General features: G+C 62.2%; 17 protein-coding genes. 2 read left to right on the top strand and 15 right to left on the bottom strand.

Annotated features, from left to right (window positions below):
• Positions 1-14: 14 nt before the first annotated feature.
• The 9 genes from pbpC to BM364_RS03160 form a co-directional block, all read right to left on the bottom strand.
• Positions 15-2,144 (bottom strand): penicillin-binding protein 1C, encoded by a 2,130-nt coding sequence (gene pbpC / locus BM364_RS03200; protein ID WP_092420816.1) that lies wholly within the window; start codon positions 2,142-2,144, stop codon positions 15-17.
• Positions 2,141-7,633: an alpha-2-macroglobulin family protein gene (locus BM364_RS03195; protein WP_092420813.1), complete on the bottom strand. Its 5,493-nt coding sequence runs from the start codon at positions 7,631-7,633 to the stop codon at positions 2,141-2,143. The genes pbpC and BM364_RS03195 overlap by 4 nt, the downstream gene beginning before the upstream one ends.
• A 113-nt stretch (positions 7,634-7,746) precedes the next feature.
• Entirely contained in the window at positions 7,747-8,688 is a 942-nt protein-coding gene (locus tag BM364_RS03190) for an N-acetylglucosamine kinase (protein ID WP_092420810.1), read from the bottom strand.
• Complete coding sequence (locus BM364_RS03185; protein WP_210186379.1) at positions 8,685-9,356, bottom strand: N-acetylmannosamine-6-phosphate 2-epimerase; 672 nt, start codon at positions 9,354-9,356, stop codon at positions 8,685-8,687. Before BM364_RS03185 ends, BM364_RS03190 begins: the two co-directional genes overlap by 4 nt.
• Positions 9,353-10,216 (bottom strand): carbohydrate ABC transporter permease, encoded by an 864-nt coding sequence (locus BM364_RS03180; RefSeq protein WP_092420808.1) that lies wholly within the window; start codon positions 10,214-10,216, stop codon positions 9,353-9,355. The genes BM364_RS03185 and BM364_RS03180 overlap by 4 nt, the downstream gene beginning before the upstream one ends.
• A complete protein-coding gene (locus tag BM364_RS03175) occupies positions 10,213-11,133 on the bottom strand; it encodes a carbohydrate ABC transporter permease (RefSeq protein ID WP_244542755.1) in 921 nt (306 codons plus the stop codon). Before BM364_RS03175 ends, BM364_RS03180 begins: the two co-directional genes overlap by 4 nt.
• A 172-nt stretch (positions 11,134-11,305) precedes the next feature.
• The gene (locus BM364_RS03170) at positions 11,306-12,547 is read right to left on the bottom strand and encodes an extracellular solute-binding protein (RefSeq protein WP_092420802.1); all 1,242 of its coding nucleotides are present in this window, start codon (positions 12,545-12,547) and stop codon (positions 11,306-11,308) included.
• 50 nt (positions 12,548-12,597) lie between these two features.
• Complete coding sequence (locus tag BM364_RS03165) at positions 12,598-13,662, bottom strand: ABC transporter ATP-binding protein (RefSeq protein WP_092420799.1); 1,065 nt, start codon at positions 13,660-13,662, stop codon at positions 12,598-12,600.
• 130 nt (positions 13,663-13,792) lie between these two features.
• Positions 13,793-14,644 carry a MurR/RpiR family transcriptional regulator gene (locus tag BM364_RS03160; RefSeq protein ID WP_092420796.1) on the bottom strand — a complete coding sequence of 284 codons (852 nt, stop codon included), beginning with the start codon at positions 14,642-14,644 and terminating at the stop codon, positions 13,793-13,795.
• 175 nt (positions 14,645-14,819) lie between these two features.
• Here BM364_RS03160 and murQ point away from each other — a divergent pair, with 175 nt between their 5' ends.
• Both murQ and BM364_RS03150 read left to right on the top strand, forming a co-directional pair.
• A complete protein-coding gene (murQ, locus tag BM364_RS03155) occupies positions 14,820-15,755 on the top strand; it encodes an N-acetylmuramic acid 6-phosphate etherase (protein WP_092420793.1) in 936 nt (311 codons plus the stop codon).
• 28 nt (positions 15,756-15,783) lie between these two features.
• On the top strand, positions 15,784-16,773 hold the full coding sequence (locus BM364_RS03150; protein ID WP_092420790.1) for a serine hydrolase domain-containing protein: 990 nt from the start codon (positions 15,784-15,786) through the stop codon (positions 16,771-16,773).
• An 88-nt stretch (positions 16,774-16,861) separates the two neighbouring features.
• On the opposite strand, the gene BM364_RS03145 is transcribed toward BM364_RS03150, so the two are convergent.
• From BM364_RS03145 to BM364_RS03120, 6 genes are all read right to left on the bottom strand, one after another.
• Entirely contained in the window at positions 16,862-17,581 is a 720-nt protein-coding gene (locus BM364_RS03145) for a Bax inhibitor-1/YccA family protein (RefSeq protein ID WP_425284866.1), read from the bottom strand.
• Positions 17,582-17,592: 11 nt separating this feature from the next.
• Entirely contained in the window at positions 17,593-18,357 is a 765-nt protein-coding gene (locus tag BM364_RS03140) for an anti-sigma factor family protein (protein ID WP_342028836.1), read from the bottom strand.
• Positions 18,357-18,842 (bottom strand): sigma-70 family RNA polymerase sigma factor, encoded by a 486-nt coding sequence (locus BM364_RS03135; RefSeq protein ID WP_244542754.1) that lies wholly within the window; start codon positions 18,840-18,842, stop codon positions 18,357-18,359. The genes BM364_RS03140 and BM364_RS03135 overlap by 1 nt, the downstream gene beginning before the upstream one ends.
• A gap of 271 nt (positions 18,843-19,113) precedes the next feature.
• On the bottom strand, positions 19,114-19,722 hold the full coding sequence (locus tag BM364_RS03130; RefSeq protein WP_175528439.1) for a TetR/AcrR family transcriptional regulator: 609 nt from the start codon (positions 19,720-19,722) through the stop codon (positions 19,114-19,116).
• 10 nt (positions 19,723-19,732) lie between these two features.
• On the bottom strand, positions 19,733-21,373 hold the full coding sequence (locus BM364_RS03125) for an ABC transporter ATP-binding protein (protein ID WP_092420778.1): 1,641 nt from the start codon (positions 21,371-21,373) through the stop codon (positions 19,733-19,735).
• On the bottom strand, positions 21,373-22,332 hold the full coding sequence (locus BM364_RS03120) for an ABC transporter permease (protein ID WP_092420775.1): 960 nt from the start codon (positions 22,330-22,332) through the stop codon (positions 21,373-21,375). The genes BM364_RS03125 and BM364_RS03120 overlap by 1 nt, the downstream gene beginning before the upstream one ends.

Below are 22,332 nucleotides of genomic sequence, written 5' to 3'. Positions count from 1 at the left end.
AGCCTTTCCTCCTGCTAGTTGAGGAACACGGTTACGCTGTCGCCCCGGCCTTCTGCGTCGACCACCGAGAGCGTGACATACCCAGGACCATCGGGTGACCACGCATCCTGTCTTGCGAAATGGGAGCGCCCAAACGGCGCCCCATTGGCAAAGAAGGTGAAGGGCGGAACACCATTGCGCACCTTCACCACCAGCGAAGCTTCGGCCCCGGAAACCAGTCCCAAATCGACATCGACCCCATCGGCGGGGAAAGCGATCTCTGGGGAAGCCACTCGCGCGACCATGTCCTGGTTGGGGTGTCTAAACCGCCGCAGCGGCAAAGGCAGATCGGGATTTGCCGCATGGAGCACACCCACCGGCGCTCTGGGTAAAGGCGATCGGCGCGCACCCAGGCGATCGAATGCCTCAAAAAGTATGGGAGCTGCCGCAGTGATGCCGGAGAGGCCCGGAACCGGCGCCCCATCCGGCCGCCCCACCCAAACGCCGATCACCGTCTTGCCGTCAAAGCCGATCGACCATGCGTCGCGATAGCCGTAGGACGTGCCGGTCTTGTAGGCGACACGCCCCGGTGAGCCGTTGAGCGGCGGCGGCACGTCGGCAAGAATATCGGCCACATACCAGGCGGAAACCGGATCAAGAACCGAGGCTGTCCGATCAGTCTCCATTGCTGGAGCGATGCCATCGTGCAGGCGGACCGATTCACCCCCATTGCCAATGGCGGCATACAGCGAGACGAGATCGCGCAGGCTGATGCCGACACCGCCCAGTCCCACGGCAAGGCTTGGCGCCGTATCGACCGGCAGGCGCGGGTTGGCATGAGCCCGGCGCAAACGGGAGACCAGCCGCGCGGGCCCAACTGCATCCAGCACCACTACCGCAGGGATATTGAGCGATTCCGTTAGCGCATCATGGATGGTGACCGTGCCGCGGTTGAAGCCATCGAAGTTGACGGGCACATAGCCGCCGAACGCGGTGGGCCGATCTTCGATGAGGCTCTGTGGATGAGCAAGGCCCAACTCGAACGCAAGCCCATAGATGAGCGGCTTGAGTGTCGAACCGGGCGAGCGGATCGCCGTTGTCATATCGACAAATCCCGCGCTTTCCCGTGCAAATAGTCCCGCCGAGCCAACCGAGGCCAGCACCTCGCCGGTTTCGATATCGGCCGCAAGGATTGCTACCGACACTCGAGGGTCGATCAGGCGCGAGCGCGCTGTGGCGAGCCGTTCGAGGGCCTCCTGCAGGCGCTTGTCGAGCGTCAGCGCGACCTCTGCCGTTCCGCGTTGACTGCGCACGGCAGCGTCAGCCATATGCGCCGCGAGCATCGGAAATTGGCGGCGCGCATCGGGAATCGGCTCAAGCTTTGCAGCACGCGCTTCTTCCGCGGCGATCGTGCCGGTAGCAACAAGCCGATCAAGCACCATATTGCGGCTTGCAAGGGCGGCTTCGGGGTCGCGATCGGGCCGGCGCGCCTCTGGAGATTGCGGCAGAGCGACCAGCAGGGCGGCCTCTGCCGTCGTCAACCGCGCTGGCTCCTTGCCGAAATAGGCAAGGCTTGCAGCGCGTATGCCCTCGATATTGCCGCCATAGGGCGCCAGCGTCAGATAAAGATCGAGGATCTCGTCCTTGCTCAGATCCGCTTCCAGCCGCTTCGCATGCACCATCTGGCGCAGCTTGCCCCAGGCGTTCCGCGTCGATTGCCCTTCCAGCAGGCGAGCAACCTGCATGGTAAGGGTCGACCCTCCGGAGACGACACGTCCTCCCGCGCCCAGGAATTGCCCTGCTGCCCGGACCATGGAGGACCAGGCGATGCCCTCATGGCTGCCAAATCCCCGATCCTCATAGGCGATCAGCATATCGATGAAACGCTTGTCGACGTCGGTGCGCTGAGCCGGCAGACGCCAGCGTCCATCTGCGGTGGTGAACGGCCGCAGAAGCAGCCCATCGCGGTCCACCACGGACACCGAAACAGGAATGCTCTGCAATTGAGGGGCGGGCGGCAAGCCCGCTTCGATGGTCGTGACCCATGAGACCAGCTGGATCACGCCAGCCAGCGTCAGGACGAAAATCGAAAAGGCAAGAAGCGTCAGCCGCGCCACCCAGGGGCGCGGCTGTTTGGGAGCGGATGGGACATCGATCCGGCTCATCGGCCAGACGCGGTGATCTCGACGGTGCCGGCGGCCGTATTGGCCCGCAACTCTGGACGATACATGTCTTCCACCGTCGCCCCTGGCAAGACGAAGCGTCCTGGGGTCACCGCGCGCACGAGATAGGCAGTCTTGATCGTTCCCACTTCAGACCAGAACCGGAACGCCGCCACATATTGATCGGTGCGCGATTCCACATGTGCGGGCGTATCAAGCGTGAGCCAGGAAAAATCCGAAGCCCCCTCGCCCGCCGACAGGTTCGGGTTTTCGATCTCAAAGCCGGCAGGCAGCGGATCGGCCACCACATATTGCCCGGAGCCAAGCGTTGCCGGACGCATGGTCAGCACAACCACAAGACGATCGTTTTGTGCCAGCGTACCATCGGTCGGATCGATCGCTGTACCATCGGGCAAGAAGTATTCTCGGGTGAGCGTGAACCCTTCTGAAGCTTCAACTGGGGCAGCCGTTGGATAGCCGGTCACGGTCACCTTGGCTTCGGTGTCAGCTGTGCCGTTGTTGGCGATGGCGACGGTTTCAAAACCTTCGCGCTCATAGCGGCGATAAACTTGACCCGTCAGCTCTTCACCATCGAGCGTGATTGATCCATCACTGCTGCCAGCCCCCAGGGCCGCGGCGGCGAGAAGGCTCCACGTGTCCTCCTGGGTCGAGGTGTAGCGCGCCCGATCACGCATCTTTGCCAGTTGCGCGGCGAGTGCACTGAGATCGACGCCAGCTTGCTTGAACTCGGCCGCTAGCGCCAGCACCCCTGCCGTATCGCGCAGCTTGCTGCCATAATCGTCGCGATAACCGTTCCACTGTCCGCTCTCTGCAAGACGAGCAACCGCTGACTCGAAAGCCTCTTGCGCCCGTGTTGCGTCGCCATAGAGCGAGAGGGCGGCACCAAGCTGAGCTTGAGCCAGGGGCGACCCAAAGGCATCGAGACGCGCCTCGAAATAATAGCGCAGGTCACCCATGGCGACCCGGCCCGCACGGGCAAGATCGTAAAGTGCATAGGCGATGTCTTCCCCACCATTCTCGAAGTCCGAAGCGTAGGAGAGCTGGTTGGAGAGATTATCGAGCGCCCGGCCCAGCGCCTGTTCAGGCACGGCATAGCCGGCCGATTGCGCCCGCAGGAGGAAGTCGGTAACGAACCCGTCGAGCCAGAAGTCGCCGCCATCAAACGGCCCCCACAGGCCAAATCCGCCGGCGGATGTCTGCTTGGCGAGAACGCTGGCGATGGCATCGACCACCACCTGGTTCAGTCCTTCGTCCTCGGCAACGCCGATCATCCGGGCAACGTCGTTGAGGTACAAGAGCGGCAGGGCGCGGCTCGATGTCTGTTCGGCGCATCCATAGGGATAGCGATCGAGCGATAGTAACAAGCCCGGCACATCCAGCCGTGCAATTGGTCCGACGGCAAGCGTCAGCGACCCCGTTCCGGCCAGCAGACCCTTGAACGAGCGTGCCGTGATCTCGGCTGAGCCGCCGGCTTTGATCGGTACGAGGTGGCTGGTCGTGATCGGCGCGCTAACAGGGCGCACCCCGAGCAGCAATTGCTTGGTCTGGGCCGATCCGTCGGGCGCCGTGAGCGTGAGCACCACCGGCCAGTCCCCGATCCGCATACCGGTCAGCGGCAACTCAAGCGCTGTCCGCTCGCCCTCCGCGAGCTCCAGTTCGGCGCTCTGGTCAGGCGTTGCAACGCCTTCGCCGGTCGCGAGCGACATACCATAGGTGCCCGAAGGGCCACCGACATTGTTGATCTCGACAAGAAGACGCGTTTCATCGCCGATCCGCAGGAACCGCGGCGGGCTGAGCGTGACGACCACCGGATCGCGCACGATCACATCGGTAGAGGCGTGCCCCACCGCGCTCGCAGTCCAGGCCATGGCCATCACGCGAACGGTGCCGGTGAAGTCGGGCAGGTCGAAAGTCACGGTTGCGTTGCCATCGGCATCGATCTCGACGATACCCGAATGAAGCGCCACGAGCACCGAGGTCGGCGGCGGCGTGCCTGTGCGGGCAGAGCCGCCATCGCCCCCCGAGCGGATCGCACCGGCGAGCCCTTGGGTCGGATCGATCAGGGAGCCGTAAAGATCCCGGATTTCCATGCCCAGCTGCCGCTGCCCGAAAAACCACTCTTCGGGCGCCGGCACCTTGAAATTGGTCAGGTTCAGAATGCCGAGGTCCACGGCGGCCACGGCCACATAGGCAGTCTCGCCTGCCGCAAGATTGCCGAGCGAAACCTGGGCGGTAAAGCTCTGGCGCGGCAGTGTCTCGTCCGGCGTTTCTAGGGACACGTCGAGCTTTCGATCACCTGGCTCGACATCGGCAAAGGCAAGCCCGAGTGCTCGCGCCGGCATCCGCTTTTCGCCAGCGTCCGAAGGGCGGTAGAGCACGGCGGTGACATAAGCGCCCGGCCCCCATTCCTCCGTCACTTCAAGCGGCACCGTCGCACCCTCGGCGGGCACATCGACCGCCTCCATGGCGATGATGCGGTTGTCGACCACCATCACCAGCGCCGTGCCGGCAAATTGCGGATCGAGCTTGAGATTGGCCGTGTCGCCGACCCTATAGCTTTCCCGGTCAAGCGCGACCTGCAGCGTGTCCGGCGTGTCTGAGCCAGCTTCCGGGTAATAGTAGCCGGCATAGAATTCGTAGCTTGAGGCACTGGCGTTGGGGCCCGGCGTTTCCACTTCGAGACGATACCGACCCCAATCGACGCGCGCGCCTAGGGTGACTGTACCACCGGCCTGAGTTTCGGCTGTGCCATTGGCGACTTCTCGCGTTGTGGTGATGGCTTCCCACTGCCAGCCCGCACCGCCGCGATACCACTGATAGGTGGTCTCGACGCGCGACAGGGTCCAGCCGATTTCGCTTTGCGCAACAGCCTCGCCATCGGGTGAAACCACTACCAGTTCAAACTGCGCCTCGCTGCCCTCTTCGAGCCCTGATGCGTCCGAAAAGAGTGGCCTGATGCCGATAAGGTCGGTTTGTGCCAGAACGGGCCGGACTATGCTGCGCTCGATGGCGCGGCCGCTGGTGTCGACAAGCCGCAGGAGGATTTGCGCCTCGAGCGGTTTCGTCGTCACCGGCGCTTCGGGCAGGCTCACTTCGGCAACGGCATCGCCGTCCGCATCGGTCCGCCCCACTGTCCCCAGCGGCTCTCGGCTTGTTTCGATAGTGTCGTCGATGCGCCCGAAAGTGTAACCCGGAAAATCCGGCAGCGTCGTGCGTGGCCGCACGATGGCATCGGCTTCGACCGCAAGATCCGGTGCTGTTGCGCCATAAAGATAGCGCGCGGCAACGTTGATCTCATTGACCTCGCCAGGCGCGAACGGCGCGTCGGTTGGCGTGCTGACATCGAACGCCAGGCGCTCGGGTTCGAAATCCTCCACCAAGAATGTGGTGCTCGCCAGAGCGTCCGCATTGGGGTCGGAATAGAGGCGCAAAGTCCATGAGCCGCGCATGGCTTCGCTCGCCATGGGCAGGGCTGCGTGGTACGCGCCGGCGCCCTCGTCATTGATCACCTGGCTTGAAGCGACGACACCGTCAGGCCGCTCGATCTCGAGCGTCAGCGGCAGGTCTGTCACCGCATCGGCGCGCGGGTCACGCAAGAGCGCGGTGAGGAACACGGTCTCGCCGGGTCGGTAGACGCCCCGCTCGGTTGTCGCGAAAAGATCGAGTGGGCCCGGCGAAGGCCGCCCCTCGACCCCGCGGTCGGTCAGATCGAAAGCGGGCCGCGAAAGATCGAGAAACGCGTAGTCTCCGCCTTCGGTCTCGGCGACCAGGAGTTGTGGCGCCCGGCCACCCTGCCCACGGGCAAGGCCCGGCGCAAACACGGCACGGCCCTCGCTATTGCTCTGCGCTTCACCCAAAATCTCGTTGTTCTTGGCCACCAACCGCACTGTGGTACCGGCGACGGGTTGAGCCGTATCGAGACTGCGGACAAAGGCGTGGATGCCGTCATCGCCTGCAAGGGTGGTGATCCCGAGATCGGTCACGATGAACCACTGGGTGGCCATGTCCTGCCAATATTCGCCTGTGGCCTTCCCCTTGATCCGCGCAGTAATCACATAGGCGCCAGCCTCGATCTCCCCAACTGTGTCGGCAATAGGAATAGCGGTGGTCGTGATGGCGTTGTTTTCGCCGCGGGCAAGGTCCACTTCGCCAGCCCACACCTGTTCCCCCACGCGATCGGCAACGTCTTCCGCGTCATATTCGGATAGGTTGCCCTGGAAAACATTGTCACGCACCGCGATGGCAATGCTCCGGTCGCCTATGCGGTAGATCATGACCTCGGCCGTGTCGGCATTCACCGAGGTGATCGGCAGCCCGCCGCCAAGGCCGGAGGGCATGACATAGGCAGTGTTGGCAAAGCCGACGAAAGGCGCCCGATCGGGCACGTAGACATCGAGATCGACATCCTTGCCGAGTTCTTCGCCGTCTGCCGATTCAATCCCGGCGCGTAGCCTGATGCTGTAGCGGCCACCATGCTGCACGCCTTCGATGCAGACCTGATCTGTCTCGGTTTCGACTGAAGTCTGCTGTGCATCGGCCACCGAAACGAAAGCGGAAAGATCGGTGCTGGCGAGTGGCTCGGAGAAAACGGCGCAGATGCGCGGGGCTGCAGCCTCGGCATCGACCACATGATTGGTGACCCGGAACCCGTACTGAGCGACAACGGTATCGAGATAGGTTTCAAGTTCGCCATTGGCGACAAGGTTAAGGCTTGCGCGGTAGGTGGCGATCACCTCCCGCCACATGTCCCGATATTCCATGCTGTTGGCGAGCGCACGCAAGGCCGCAGCCCTGGCCTCGACCGATGTTGAGCGTAAAAAGGCGTTCAGGGCCGCGTTTGTCGCAAGAACCGACAGATCATAGCTGTCATCGCCGGTTTCCTGCCCCTTGACCGCGTCCGCGCGCCTCAGGGCAGCTTCGGCCAGTGCCTGCCACACCGCGGGATCGTTGGCGTTGAGCGCCAGCGCCTGACGATAGCTGACCATGGCCGCCGGGTAGTTCTCGCCGTTCGTAGCGTCCTCGGCAGAAGCCACGAGATCGGCATAAACCGACTTCGGCGCAGGCGCATCGGTATCTGGCAACTGCTCGGCAAAAGCGCGCGCCGCTTCGATCAGAGTTTGTGCGGGGAACGGCAGTTCCGCCTGACGAACCGCCTCAGTGACAGCGAGCGACGGCGTGCGCGAGATCTTGCCCGAGGTTGCGCCGGAAAACGCGGTCTGCTCCCCCGCGCTTGCCTTGAGAAAGCACCAGTCGCTGCGATCGTTGAAGGTAAAGGCGTAGCAGATATCGTCGTCCCTGCACGCAGCCTCGCAAGCGTCGAGGTCGGTATCCCTGACGATCTTGTAGTCAAGCCCCGGCAGATCAGTGTCGCGCAGCAGGTCGACACTGGTTTCAGCTTGCGCCGCCCCCGCAGCCCCAAGCAGTGCGAGTGCTGCAAAGACGGAAACGAGTGCACGGCGTCCACCAAGCATGCGGGCCTCCCAAGCGCGGCATGGCACATATCAATGCCAAGGGCCGTCAGAAAGCAAGAGGCAGCGCTTATGTGCCCGTCAGGCGCGCGAGAATAGGCACAGCGCCGGCGATCTCAGGCGCGTGTCGCGACCAGCGGCAGCAGCTTGGCCCAGGCGCCATTTCGGCCCGTGTGAAGCCGTGCCGCAGTCAGCGCCGCATCCGCAGTCGCCGATTGGATTTCGGCATCAGGAAGGCGGCGGATGATCTCGTCGAGAATAACAGGATGCAGCTTGATGACGCCCCCGGTGAAGGCAAGCGCGGTCGTGCCGACCCTCGCGCTCAGCGCCTTGGCGAGTTGGGCGAGTTCGGCGCCCGCGCTGCGCAGGATCGAAAGCGCCGCGACATCGCCGGCATGCGCCGCGCGCGCCACGGCAAGCGACAGCGTACCGATGCGCCCCCGATCACTGCCGTAGACGAACTGGCGAACATCGCTCCAGCTCGCGCCGCCGATATCAGCAAAAAGCGCGTCGGCGAGGTGCTGAACTCCGGCAAATGAACCGGAATGATCGAGCACGCGATACATGTGGTCGAGGGCCTGGAGCGCGATCCAGCTACCCGAGCCGGCATCGTCGATCAGAATGCCGCGGCCACCGACGCGGATCAGTTCGCCTCCTGCCGTCACATGCACACCGATGGAGCCAGTGCCTGCGGCAATGACATGCCCCTCTCCCGGCGCGAAATTGGCCGCGTAAGCCAGGACGATGTCATCGGCCAGAACGATATCGGGCACAGAAAGACCCAGTGCGGTGTGCGCCAGCGCCTTCACCTCCTCGCCTGCGGCCGATCCATAGCCGGTAATCCCCGCGGTCAACGTCTTTGCTGTAAGGTGCTGTTCGCCTAAACTCGAAGCAATGGTTTGGAGTGCCGCAGCAAGCCGTGCCTGTTCGCTGGGGTTGAAGACATGGCCCGTCGCACCTGCCGTTTGCCCGCGCGCAAGGACAGCGCCTGTCTCGTCGCAGGCCACCCAGCGGCTGCCGGTGCCGCCGATATCAAGGCCAATATGAGCCGCAGTCATCCGGGCACGCCGCTCCGTACGAACGCCCTGGTGATCTCGCGCGGATTGGTGATCATCGTGCCCACCACAACAGCATGTGCACCGGCCGCGAACCCCTGCCTAACCCAGTCCGGCGAATTGTATCGCCCCTCCGCAACGACTGGAACCGAGAGACGCGCGGCCAGCCTCTCGACAAGTGCAAGATCGGGATGATCCGGCTTGGGCTCTGTCTCCTCAGTATAGCCGGACAAGGTCGTTGCGACATAAGTGGCGCCCCAATCGGCTGCCGCAAGACCTTCTTCGAAGGTCGATATGTCGGCAAAGACTTCGGCGCCGAGTTCTTCGCGAATGCGTCGGATCAGGATCTGCGGCGCCTCCCCGTTCCGCGCACGGGGCGTGCAATCGAGCGCGACGATGCCGGCACCGGCTTCGACTATAGAAGCTGCGGCGGCAAAATCAGGGGTGATGTAGACTGGATGCGTCTCCGAAAATACTTTCTGGATACCGATGACCGGCAAGCCAGCGGCTTTGACGGCGCGGACGTCCGCAGGGCCATTGGCACGAACACCGACAGCACCGCCATCCCGGGCGGCAAGCGCCATGGCGCCCATGAATGAGGGGCCATGAAGCGGGTTGTCTGCTCGCGCCTGACAGGAGACGATCAGGCCGCGCGGAAGGGTCGTAATCACTTGACCGCACCCGACGTCATGCCGGCGATGAACTGTTTCGAGAGCACGATGTAGATGATGATGATCGGCGCCGCCGACAGCGTCAGTCCGGAAAACAATACGCCCCAATCCGTCGTGTATTCGCCCATGAAGGTCGTCAGCCCCTGCGGCAGGGTTTTAAGATTGTCGTTCTGGATAAAGACCAGCGGGAAGAAGAAATCGTTCCAGATAGGCACGACATTCTGGATGCCGGCGATCACCATGGCCGGACGCACCAGCGGCAGCATGATCGACCACATGATCCGCGCTTCGCTTGCCCCATCCATGCGCGCAGCATCCTCGAGTTCATTGGGCAGGCTGCGGATGAAGCCGGTCATGATGAAGACGGTCGTCGGCAGCCCCATCGCCGTATAAACAAAGATCAGCGAAAGCTGGTTGTTCAGGATCGACAGATCCCGCATCAGCATGAAGAGCGGAATGATCGCAAGCTTGAGCGGCAGCGTCAGCCCGGCAAGAAAGAACATCAGAATGAAATTGCTGCCGGTAAAGGCATAGCGGCCGATCGCATAGGCAGCCATGGTCCCAAGCGTCAGGATCAAGACCATCGACGCGCCGGTGACGATGAAGGAATTGAGCAGATACCGGAGGAAGTTCGTTTCGCTCCAGATTTTTACGAAGTTCGCAACCTGGGTGAAATCGGGAATGGCAAAAGGCGCCCTAAAAATCTCCGGCGTCGTCTTGAAGGCCGAAAAGACCATGATGATGATCGGGGCCAGCATGATGATGGTGTTGGCGATCAGGATGATCTGCAAAAGCCCGTCGCGCCCGAGCGTCGCGAACAGTCCCCTGCGATCATAGTAATTCGTCGCTGCCGCACTCATAGCTGGATCTCCCGGGCGCGCAGCCGTGTGGTGATGACGCCGGCAACCAAAGCGATGAAGATGAAGATCAGAACCGCCAGGGCTGAGCCAAGGCCGAAATCCTGCTGCCCGGCCGATACGTTGCCAAAGGCCGTCCGATAGAAATAGAGCCCGAGGACGTCGGTCGAGCCGAAGGGCGATCCATCGAGCCCGCCCATGATATAGGGCAGCTCAAACCAGTTGAATGCGCCCACGAACAGCAGCGTGAAAACGATGGTGGCGCTGGGCGCCACGAGCGGCCAGACGATCTTGGTGATCTTGACCCATTCGCTCTCGGTTTCCATGCGCACGGCATCGAGGATTTCACTCGGAATACGCTGCATGCCGGCAAGGAAAACCAGCGTTGGGAACCCTACCATGTGCCAGGCCTGGGCAATGATGATGCTCCAGAGCGCCGTGCCGCTTTGTCCCAGCCAGGGTTGTGCCAACCAGTCGAGACCGATGCCGCGAAGGCTGATGTTCACGACGCCGAAAAGCGGATGATAGAAGAGCTTGAAAAGGTAGGCGACGATGATGGTCGAAAGCACCACCGGCAGGAAAACGGCAATGCGGTGGAAACGCGCGCCCGGCAATTCCCGCCAGAGTGCATAGGCGAGGATGAAGCCCAGACCGTTCTGCAGCACCATCAGCGCGAAGAAGACGATGACGTTGTTTTTGAAGGCGTTGATCGTCCAGGAGCGGTAGGGCTCGACGAACAGCACGGTGTGGAAGTTTTCAAGACCCACGAAGTCGCCTCGACGCAGGCCTTGCCAGTCGAAGAAGGCGTAGGCGAACGCCGAGATGATCGGATAAACGATGAACAGCGCCACGAATGCCAGCGGCGGCATGATAAGCGCAGTGATCCAGAGGCCGCGGCCTGTCATCCGAAGTTTGGGCAATTGGGGCTCGCTTGATTTTCAAGGGGTGGCCTCTGTCGGCACCCCCACCCAGCCTCCCCCTCCAAAAGGGGGAGGAGCAGGGTTGTGTGTTTGACAGTCTCCCTCCAGGCCCACCGTCTTATCCCTCCCCCTTCTGGAGGGGGAGGCTAGGAGGGGGTGCGCGGAATGGGTCTTACTGCTTGAATGGCTCGTACCAGGCAGCCAAACCGGTGGTCAGAGCTTCGCCGATCGCTTCAGGCGTCGTTTCGCCGGCAAAGAGCTTTTGCATCTCGCTCTGGATCAATACCGACCCCGATGGTTCGCCATAGCGGAAATGGGCGAGCATCAGGTAGGGGATGGAGGACTGGTTCAACTCGTTGACTTCAGCAAGCAGCGGATCGTTGAAGGTGACGCCTGGAATGGTCGAGATATTGCTCAACGTGTCGGCGAAGGCCTGACCGAATTCGGCGCTCGCCAGATAGTTGACGAAGGTAATCGCCGCTTCCTTGTTCGGCGAGGCCGCATTTACCGCATAGCCACCATCGAAATAGAGGCCCACGAGCTTTTCGTCCTCTGCGGTTTCACCGGGCGCGGCGAATAAGCCGAGCTGGATGTCCGGGTTCTGCGCCTTGAAGTTGGCGATCTCATAGGAGCCGCCCACGAACATGCCGGCCATGCCCGAGGCAAAGAGCTGCTGGGCAGAAGGATAGTCGAGGCCGATGAACCCGTCGGGGAAATAGTCTGCTGCCACTTCCGCCACCTGGCTCAATGCACCGGTGAAGCGCTCGTCGGTGAAGTCCGTGCTACCGGCCATCAGTTCGTCGTAGAACGCCTTGCCCATCAGCGAGGAGCCGAGGCCGAAGGTGACCGTCTCGTTCTGCCAGGCCGTGGCCGTGCCGTTGGCAAAGGGGATGACGCCGGCATCCTTGAGCGTCTGGCTTGCCGCTACGAGCTCGTCCCAGCTCTGCGGCTCTTCGATGCCATTGGCCGCAAAGATCTCCGCGTTGTAGATCACGAGCTGTGTCTGGCTGGCAAAGGGCACGGCATAGATCTTGTTGTCGGCGCGCACGCTTTCGGCAGCGAGTGCCGGCGCGGCAAACTCTGCGAGAGCCGGAACGCTGTCATTGGTCAGCTCTTCGAGATAGCCGGCCACCGCGACATTTTCGAGCCCGCCATAGGCGCGCACCATCATCACATCCGGACCCGTACCGCCTGCAAGCGCCGTGGAAAGGATCGTGTTGTAGTTGGCCGCTTCAAACGTCTCGAACTTGACGGTGATGCCGGGGTTGGCGGCTTCGAACGTGTCGATGAACTGCTCGTAGGCCGCGCGGTCTTCCTGGCGCCAACTCCAGAATGTTAGATCCTGGGCAAAGGCTGGCGCTGCAACAAGCACGGCGGCCAGTGCGGCTCCCGTGCGGATCGTAGTCTTCTTCATGTCTGTTCCCTTCCCTTGAAACGTCGCGTGGTATGGACTGATCGACCCCCTCAGGTGGTCAGCCGCCGGCCATCCTCGGCGGAAAAATAATGCGCAGAACCAGGCTCGACGCTGACGGTCACTGCCTCGTCCGGCGCATAAAGATCGTTCGGCGCAGTCCGCGCCGAGATCAGCGTGCCATCGGCCAGGCGCGCATAGACATAGGCGTTGTCACCCAGATACTCGGTGTAGACGACGCTGGCAGAGAGCCCCTCGCTTCCCTGCCCCCGATGAAGGCGCACGGCATCCGGCCGCAGGCCGAGCTTGAGTTTGGGTGCATCCGGCACGGCACCGGTCGCGACCGATCCACCGTTGGCAACGGCCAACCGTTCGCCGTCCCGCGTCACGTCCACAAGTGTCATGCGGGGAGAGCCGATAAAGGTGGCGACAAAGGTATTGGCGGGAGTTTCGAACAATTCGCGAGGCGAACCCACCTGTTCGATGCGCCCGCTATTCATTACCACGATCTTGTCGGCCAGCGTCATCGCTTCGACCTGATCATGGGTGACGTAGATCATCGTGCCGCCGATATCGCGGTGCAGCTTGGCGATCTCGAGCCGGACCTCCGAGCGTAGCGCGGCATCAAGGTTGGACAATGGCTCGTCGAGCAGAAACACTTCAGGCTTGCGCACCAGCGCCCGGCCGATAGCGACGCGCTGACGCTGCCCGCCCGAGAGTTCACGCGGCTTGCGCTGCAAGAGCGGCTCGAGCCGCAACATGCGGGCCGCTTCGGCGATCCGGCTCTCAACCTCCGCCTTGGTCAGCCCCATGAGCCGCGCGCCGAACGCCATGTTCTCGTAGACATCCATATGCGGATAAAGCGCATAGGACTGGAACACCATGGCAATGCCGCGCCGCGAGGGCGGCACCTCGTTCATCCGCTGGTCGTTGAGAAAGAACTCGCCCTCCGATATCGGATCGAGACCGGCGATCAGGCGCAAGAGCGTAGACTTGCCGCATCCGGAAGGACCGACAAACACCACGAATTCGCGATCTCCGATCTCGAGATCGATGCCGTGCAGCACATCGGTGGTCTTGAAACGCTTCTTGATGCCGCGCAGCGAAAGTCGAGCCAAGGCGCTCCTCCAGGTCTGGCCCTACCGGGCCTGATCAGCCAATCCCTCTGCCGATCGATGTTGGAATACTAAATTCCAAATTTTAAGTGTGTCAAGAATATGAAATTACAACAATGGAGATACCACGAGTTCAGAGTGCCTTGAGCACCGTCACCGCCGCTTCGCTGTTGTGGATATAGTCGTGAGCATCCGTCTGGCGGCGGATCAACAGGATGAACAGCATATCCATCAGCATGAGCTGAGCATCGCGCGACGTAATGGCAGAAGAGCGCACACGCTCTTCGTCCGCCACGGTGAAAAGGTGGATATCGGCCAGCTCAAGTAGCGGATTGGGTTGCAATCCTGTCATCGAGACAACTTTCGCCCCCCGTGATCTGGCCACCTCTGCGATACGCAGCGTTTCAAGGCTGCGGCCCGAGTGCGAGAGGGCAAAAAGCACATCCAGGTCTCCAAGACCCGACGCGTTTGACACCTGGATATGGCTATCGCTGTCGATCAGCGCGGTGCGCCCGAGCTTGAGCAGCTTGTAGGAGAAATCCTTGGCGACGAGCGATGACGCACCCACGCCGGCCAACTGGATCTTTCGTGCTCCCACCAGGGCGTCCAGAGCGAGATCGATCGTCTCCTCGTTGTTCGCCGCCAGTGTCTCGCGCATCGAGAGCAGCTTGCTGCCGATCAGCTTCTGGAGAATCGTGACATAACTGTCGCTGGCATCGATCGTGCCGTGGATGACGCCGCCCGGCGCGTGTCCTTCCAGTGCCTTCGCCTTGTTCACTGCCAGTTTGAGCTGCTGATAGCCGCCATAGCCGAGCTTTTGGCTGAACTTGACGACGCTCGACTGGCTGCGGCCCGTCTCTTCGGCCAATTGCGCCGAGGACAAGTCCAGCATCCTTTCGGGATGATCGATGATGAACTGGGCGATCTCGCGATCGGCCTGCGTCATGGTCTCGAGTTTGGCTCCCAAAACCTTCAAGATCGACATGTTTGCTTTCAGCCTCCGCTCCCCGACAGGGCTATCCTATCCCCTGCGGCAGCCGCTTGGTCGCCTAACGCCTTCCGCACTACGCGACTAGGAATACAATATTCCGGCTGTCGTTGACACACGGAATATTCACTTCTAGCATTTACTCAGATTCAGAGCATGCATTTGGGTTTCCATGGCACACACTTCCCTGATGGCGGAACTAGGGCAACTCGTTTCCGAAGCCCGCAATCCCGACACCATGCAGATCGACCTGATGTCGAGCGAGCAGATTGTTGCTGCCATGAATGCTGAAGATGCTCGCGTTGCAGGCGCCGTCAAGGCCGAACTGCCTCATGTTGCCCGCGCGGTAGATCGCATCGTTGAAGCATTTCGCGCGGGTGGCCGTCTGATCTATATCGGCGCGGGTACTAGCGGCCGGCTCGGCGTGCTCGATGCTTCCGAATGCCCCCCGACCTTCGGCGTCCCGGGCGAAATGGTGGTTGGCTTGATCGCTGGGGGTGATCGCGCCCTGCGCCACCCGGTCGAAGGCGCTGAGGACGATCCCAGCGAGGGGCGCAAGGATCTGGAGCGGATCGAGACAACGGCACAGGACGTGGTCGTCGGCATCGCAGTCAGCGGGCGCACCCCCTATGTCATCGGCGCACTTGAGCATGCCCGCACTGTCGGCGCGACAACCGTGGCTCTGTCCTGCAATCCCGACTCCACGATCGCGAAAATGGCCGACATCGCCATTTCACCCCTGGTCGGTCCTGAGGCACTGACCGGCTCGACCCGGCTGAAATCAGGTACGGCGCAGAAACTCGTGCTTAACATGCTCACCACCGCCAGTATGATCCGCATCGGCAAGTCCTATGAAAATCTCATGGTCGACCTCTCGGTCAGCAACGAGAAGCTGATGGCCCGCGCCACCCGCATTCTGGTCGATGTCACCGGTTGCTCGGCCGAAGAGGCACGAACCTATCTTGCCCAGAGCCGCAACAATGTGAAACTGGCACTGCTGATGGCGCTCACCGGACTATCGGCCGCCAAGGGCGAAGCGGTGCTGGCCCACAATGGCGGTTTGCTCCGCCGTGCCGTCACCGAAAGCCTGTCGGCGCAACGGGCCTGACCTCGCCCACTAGCCTCGGGGAGGCACCATGCCGGCTCAAGCCAAGCTCGACCGCGCCTTCGCGGCTTTGGCCGCCGCCATCGTAGCTGGGAAGATTCCCGGCGCTGTCCTGGGCGTGGTCGATAGCGATGGCCACCGCGCCATAGGCGCGATGGGCGCGGCTCAACTCGTTCCAGAGTACCGGCCGATAGCCGCGGGCACCTGGTTCGATCTCGCCTCTCTCACCAAGGTCCTGTTCACCACCGAACGCATCCTCGCCCTTGCCGAAGCTGGCACGATCGACCTTGATGCGCCCATCACCGCCGTCTTGCCCGATTTTGCGCATCACACACCCGACAACTGGCAACGCAAGGTGACCTTTCGCCAGTGCCTTGGCCACCAGACCGCCTTTCCCGCTGTTTTTCCGCTTTATACCTATGGCCGCGATCCCGATCTCCTTCGCACCTTCTTGCTCCAGCACGATTGGCAGGCAGGGCCCTCGGTCTATTCGGACATCAACTATCTGCTTCTTGGCCTCGCGCTCGAACGGCTCGAAAGGCGCTGGATCCGCCAGATGGATCCGGGCCCCGGCTTTGCCTGGTCCGCCGATCCGCAGCATGCGGCTGCGACAGAAGATTGTTACTGGCGCCATCGTGTGCTGGTCGGCGAAGTGCACGACGACAACTGCGCCGCGCTCGAGGGCGCAGGCCATGCCGGGCTTTTCGGCACCGCTGAGGCCATCCTTGATTTCGCCGAACAGAAGTTGCGGGACGCTGGCCCCGACGCGCTGATCCGTATGCCCTTGTCAGGCCGCCGCACCCATGGCTGGGAGCGCCCCTATGAGGGTTGGCCGGGCGGTGATCGAGCCTCGCCCGAAACGATCGGCCACACCGGCTTCACCGGCACCGGACTCTGGATCGATTTCGCCCGTGGTCACGCCTGGACACTTCTGACCAACCGGGTGCATCCCACCCGGCATTTCGACAGCGGCATTTTCGCGCTGCGCCGCACTGTGGGCGACCTCATCAATCGAGACTGACCGGAAGCTATGGCGCTGAGGACCCGTGTGCCTCTCGACGCAAGTGCCACCGGGACAAGCCCGATGGCTTATGGACAAGTTAGCAGGCTTATTCCTGCTGGCCAGTCAGGTTGAGCAGCAACTGGAAGATGTTGATGAAGCTCAGGTAAAGCGAAAGTGCGCCCATCACGGCGAGCTTCTGGTTGCCCTCCGCGCCATTGTTCTCGGCGAACTGCTCCTTGATCGTCTGGGTGTCCCAGGCAGTCAGGCCAAGGAACACCAGAATGCCGATCACCGACACGGCGAACTGCAGCATCGTCGAACCAAGGAAGATATTGACGATTGAGGCGATGACGACCCCGATCAGACCCATGATCAGGAACGAGCCGAACTTGGTCAGGTCGGTCTTGGTCGTATAGCCGTAAAGGCTCATCACGCCAAACATCGCGGCCGAGATGAAGAAGGTACGGGCGATGCTGGCACCGGTAAAGACCAGGAAGATCGAGGCCATCGAAAGGCCCATGATCGCGCAAAACGCCCAGAACATGGTCTGCGCGGCACCGGCCGAAATCGAGTTGATCTTGAACGAGAAGAACAGCACGAAGGCGAGCGGGGCGAACATCACCACCCACTGGAGCGGCGAGGAAAAGATTGGCACGTAAAGCGCCGGTGTCGTTCCCACGAAATAGGCCACGAGCCCCGTGATCACGAGCCCCAGACCCATATAGTTGTAGACGCGCAGCATGTGCTTGCGCAGGCCCTCGTCGAGGGCCGCACCAGACATGGTGGACGCAGGATTGCTCCAGCGGGATTGCGGCTGGATGGCCATAAGAGTCTCCGTCAGTAAAGGGAATTGAAGAGGGTATCGGCCGATCGGGCGACCGCGCCCGGCGGCGCATTGGCGACCAGTGCATAGGCGATGTCGCCGAATTGCCAATAAGCGGTGGTGGTGTCGTCCACATGCCGCGTGGACGGATGCATGACGACGAATTGCCCGGGCCGCGCCGCGAACACCGAGACCGAGCCGAGTTCCTCCGTTTCCACTGCCAGCTCGACGCTGGGCCCGAAATCGGAGGGATAGACCTGAACGTCGGTCACGCGCCATCCACCGGGCAGGCTTGGCATGCGGATTGCGGTTTCGGCGAGAAGCTCGGCCGGATCATAGTCGGTGATGCCTGGCTGCGAATGCATGCCAGCACGTAAGGCGGTGATATGATGGGCCTCGACGGCAGCCGTCACATAGTCGGGCACCGAGCTCGACGCATGGGCCAGCGACGTGCCCGCCAGCTGCGCATGGGCAACCCAGCCGGCAGCAAGAAGAAAGGACGCGGCAGCCAGGGGCCGCACCCGGCGAAACACTTGCCCACGCTGCAGCCGTCCTTCCAGCCGCCGCGCCATGTCCGTTGTGGCGGGCTTGGGCGAAACCTCATCGCCGGCAAGCGCAAGCCGCAACTCGTCGCGCATACGCAGATCGCTCATGACCTGCGCAGCCGTCTCGGGATGAAGCGACAGCCAGTGCTCGATTTCGATGCGCCGCGACACATCGAGCTGGTCATCGACATAAGCCGCCAGTTCCAGGGGATCGACAGGGTCAATTCGGCGCATCATTCGCCTCCTTTGATCAATCTGAGCGCTGGAGCGCTTTCCCAGCGCCGCAAAGCTTCCCGTCCACGCGACACACGCGACATCACCGTGCCCGAAGGCACGCCGAGCACTGCGGCGGCCTCGTCATAACTCAGCCCCTCGATGGTCACGAGATGCATCGCCTCGCGCTGCTCGTCAGGCAAAAGATCGAAGGCGCGCCGCACCTGTTGCAGGCGCACGCTGTCAAGTTGGCTGGGCGCAAGGTTCTCCGGCGACTGGGCGGCATAATCGCGATCGCGCCCGGCTGCGCTCTTGCCCGATCGCACCCGATCGATATGCAGATTATGGACGATCGACATCAACCAGCCCCGCAGGTTTCCCGCGGGGTCATAGCTGGCGCTGCGCTCCATGGCCCTCACCAGGGCATCATGCACCAGATCCTCCGCATTGCCCGGATCGCGCGTCAAACTGAGCGCGTAGCGGCGCAGGGCCGGCAACTCGCTCATGACATCTGCCTTGCGGGGCTTTTTCGGGTTCATGCACTATATACGGAAGGAATGGCGAGAAGCTTCCAGAAAGCATCGCACTTTTTGCTTTCTGAGCGCCTTAACGGCGCCTTGGCCCCTGAAATGACGAAGAAGTCAGAAGGCATGGCGCTTCAGGCCCCATCGCTTGCCTCCCGCCACGCGCGATCCGCCTTCTGTTCTTCTCTCTCATGGGAAGAAGGTGGCGCATCGCGCCGGATCAGGGGGTGCTTCCTGCCAGGTTGGGATGACCTCAAGCAAACCTTCGCTCATCGAGCGCTTCACAGATCCCCGGCTCGAAAAGGTCAAGCAATTGCCGCGCATAGCGGTCGAGATCGAGTGCCGGATTGTGTGCCCATTGCAATAGCCCGCTTTCCAGAGCACCTGAAATTGCGGTCGCAACCACGACCGTATCGAAGGACCGGAAGGCGCCGCTCTCCTGACCCTCGGTCAGCGTTGCGGCAAGCCAGGCTTTTTGTTCGCGCCACACTGCCAGGTGATCAGACACTTCCGAGCCTCCGGCACGCGTTGCGGCGAGGTGCCGCAGGGCTAGGAGGCCGGCGCGGTGGCGCCGCACATAGCGCAAATGCGCCGTGACGAAGGTGCAGATACGCTGCCACGGATCATCCAACGCTTCCGCGTCGGCCAGCACGGCGTTCACCATGCGCTCCCGGACACTGGCAAGCACGGCATCATAGAGGCCGTCCTTGCTCGAGAAGTAGTAGCAGATGATGCCCTTGGCCACCCCTGCCTCACCCGCTACGCGCGAGAGCGAAGTGCCCTCCACCCCGTCGCGCACGAGAACCGCGATGGTGCTGTCGATGATGTGCCGGCGCCGTTGTGCTTCGGTGGGCTTCATCATCGACACCTCCTCAGGCGACCTTGGAAATGTCGGGCACCGCATCGAGCAGCATCTTCGTGTAATCCGCCTGCGGATTGTCGAAGATGGCGTCGGTGGGGCCGTTTTCCACCAGGACACCGTTGTGCAGCACACCGACCGCGCTCGACATCTGCCGCACCACTGCAAGGTTGTGGCTGATCAGGAGATAAGTCAGCCCATATTCGGCCTGCAGTTCGCTCATCAGATCCAGCACCTGCGCCTGCACCGAAACGTCGAGCGCCGATGTCGGCTCGTCGCAGACGATAAAGGCCGGTTGACTCGATAGGGCGCGCGCGATGGCGATGCGCTGGCGCTGCCCGCCCGAAAACTCGTGCGGAAACTTGCGCATGACGCTCGGATCGAGCCGCACCTTGCGCAGCAGTTCGGCAACGCGCTGCTCGACCTCGGTCCTATTGCGGGCAATGCCCAGCGTCCGCATCGGTTCGGCAATGATGTCGCGCACCCGCCAGCGCGGGTTGAGGCTTGCATAAGGGTCCTGGAAGATCATCTGCACGCGCTTGCGGCGTTCCTGATGCCCCGCACCGCCCGCCCAGATATCATGACCATCGACCAGGATCTGGCCCGAGGTTGGTCGCGTGAGCCCGACGATCATCTTGGCGCAGGTGGATTTGCCCGAGCCCGATTCCCCCACAAGCCCAAAGGTCTTGCCCCTGGGAATGGTGAAGCTCACCTCGTTGACGGCGCGAAACACCTCGACCTTGCCTGGCAGGAGCTTGGTGAAACTGCCGCGCCCGATCTCGAAATCGCGCACCAGCTGGTTGACCGTGACGTAAGCCCCTTCGTCATTAGCCGCAGGTGCGGCGATGATCTCGCCCTCTCCCCGCTTGATGGTCGGGATCGAGTCGATCAGCTTGATCGTATAGGGCTCGCGCGGGCGGCGGATGATGTCGCCCACAGTGCCGGTTTCGACAACCGTGCCGTGATGCATCACCACCAGCCGGTCGGCCGTCTGTGCGATCACGCCCATGTCGTGCGTGATCAGCATCACCGCCGCGCCATGATTGGAGCAGAGCTTTTTCAGAACCTTGATGACCTGAGCCTGCACCGAGACGTCGAGCGCCGAAGTCGGCTCGTCGGCAATGATCAGCTCAGGCTCGGCCGCTATGGCGAGAGCGATCACCACGCGCTGCCGCATGCCGCCTGAAAACTGATGCGGATAGGAGTCGATGCGTTCCCCCGCCTTGGGAATCCCGGCTTCGGAAAGCAGGTCGATCGCCTTTTGCCGCGCTTGCGCTTCGCTGAGCGGCAAATGCGTGCGAATGGTTTCGATCAGCTGCTGCCCCACCGTGTAGAGTGGGTTGAGGCTGGTCAGCGGATCCTGGAACACCATGCCGATCCGCTTGCCGCGCAGCCTGGCGCGATCCGCTTCGGGCAAATTGTCGATGCGCTCGCCCTTGAGGCGGATTTCCCCGCTCGCAATGTGACCCGGCCGCTCGATGAGCCCGATCACGGCCGAGCCGGTCATGGACTTGCCTGCGCCCGATTCACCGACCACCCCGACGACCTCGCCCGGCATGATGTCGATAGACACACCATCCACGGCCCGGAAGGTTTCGTCATGAAAAGGAAACTCGACGACGAGATTCCTGATGGAAAGAACAGGTTCGGTCATCAGCGCAACTTCGGGTTGAGGGCATCGCGCAGCCAGTCACCGAGGAGGTTGACCGAAAGTGCGAGCAGCACCAGCGTGATGGCGGGAAAGAGCAGGATCCACCACTCGCCGGAAAACAGGAACTGCTGGCCAATACGGATCAGCGTTCCGAGCGAAGGCTGGGTCGGAGGCACGCCGACGCCGAGATAGGACAGCGTTGCTTCCTCGATAATGGCGAGCGCCAGCCCGATCGTGCCGATCACCAGCACCGGACCCACCACATTGGGCAGCACATGGCGCAACAGGATGATGAACGGATTGACGCCCAGGATACGGGCAGCTGCCACATAGTCCTTTTGCCGCTCGACCATGGTTGCACCGCGCACCGTGCGGGCGAACTGGGCCCAATTGGCAAGCCCGATGGCGATGATCAGGACCCAGATGGCCGCGCCTTCCTGCTGGTTCGGCGGAATGATGCCCCGCGCGACCCCGAAGATCAGGAGCGCGATCAGGATGGCCGGAAACGAAAGCTGCACGTCGCAGACGCGCATGATCACCGCGTCCCAGATGCCACCGACATAGCCGGCAACAAGACCGAGCCCGACCCCCATCACCATGGCAAACAGCGTCGCCATTGCGCCGACGAACAGGGACACGCGCGAACCATGCATAATGGTGGAGAGCACGTCACGCCCCTGACTATCGGTGCCGAGCACGAAATAGCGCCCGCCCATCGAGTTCGAATTGGGCGGCGTAAAGCCATCCATCAGGTTCAGGGTTGCTGGATTGAACGGATTATAGGGCGCGATCCAGGGCGCAAAGATCGCCATGAACACAAGCAGCAGGGCGACGATGGAGGCAGTGATCGTCACCGGCGAGCGGCGGTAGGACCAGACGATATCGGACCGGATAAAGGTCTTCCAGCGCGAGGCCTTGGCAGCAGGAACCGGCTGCTCGGGGGAATGGGGTAGATCGGTCAC

The sequence above is a fragment of the Devosia crocina genome, from assembly GCF_900116545.1.
In the GTDB taxonomy this organism is placed as follows: Bacteria; Pseudomonadota; Alphaproteobacteria; order Rhizobiales; family Devosiaceae; genus Devosia; species Devosia crocina.
This window is presented reverse-complemented; position numbering and strand designations above follow the sequence as displayed.

Excerpts from the sequence above, each read along its gene's own strand:
- pbpC (WP_092420816.1), bottom strand. The coding sequence starts at position 2,144 with ATGAGCCGGATCGATGTCCCATCCGCTCCCAAACAGCCGCGCCCCTGG.
- BM364_RS03195 (WP_092420813.1), bottom strand. The coding sequence starts at position 7,633 with ATGCTTGGTGGACGCCGTGCACTCGTTTCCGTCTTTGCAGCACTCGCA.
- BM364_RS03190 (WP_092420810.1), bottom strand. The coding sequence starts at position 8,688 with ATGACTGCGGCTCATATTGGCCTTGATATCGGCGGCACCGGCAGCCGC.
- BM364_RS03180 (WP_092420808.1), bottom strand. The coding sequence starts at position 10,216 with ATGAGTGCGGCAGCGACGAATTACTATGATCGCAGGGGACTGTTCGCG.
- BM364_RS03170 (WP_092420802.1), bottom strand. The coding sequence starts at position 12,547 with ATGAAGAAGACTACGATCCGCACGGGAGCCGCACTGGCCGCCGTGCTT.
- BM364_RS03160 (WP_092420796.1), bottom strand. The coding sequence starts at position 14,644 with ATGTCGATCTTGAAGGTTTTGGGAGCCAAACTCGAGACCATGACGCAG.
- murQ (WP_092420793.1), top strand. The coding sequence starts at position 14,820 with ATGGCACACACTTCCCTGATGGCGGAACTAGGGCAACTCGTTTCCGAA.
- BM364_RS03150 (WP_092420790.1), top strand. The coding sequence starts at position 15,784 with ATGCCGGCTCAAGCCAAGCTCGACCGCGCCTTCGCGGCTTTGGCCGCC.
- BM364_RS03145 (WP_425284866.1), bottom strand. The coding sequence starts at position 17,581 with ATGGCCATCCAGCCGCAATCCCGCTGGAGCAATCCTGCGTCCACCATG.
- BM364_RS03140 (WP_342028836.1), bottom strand. The coding sequence starts at position 18,357 with ATGCGCCGAATTGACCCTGTCGATCCCCTGGAACTGGCGGCTTATGTC.
- BM364_RS03135 (WP_244542754.1), bottom strand. The coding sequence starts at position 18,842 with ATGAGCGAGTTGCCGGCCCTGCGCCGCTACGCGCTCAGTTTGACGCGC.
- BM364_RS03130 (WP_175528439.1), bottom strand. The coding sequence starts at position 19,722 with ATGATGAAGCCCACCGAAGCACAACGGCGCCGGCACATCATCGACAGC.
- BM364_RS03125 (WP_092420778.1), bottom strand. The coding sequence starts at position 21,373 with ATGACCGAACCTGTTCTTTCCATCAGGAATCTCGTCGTCGAGTTTCCT.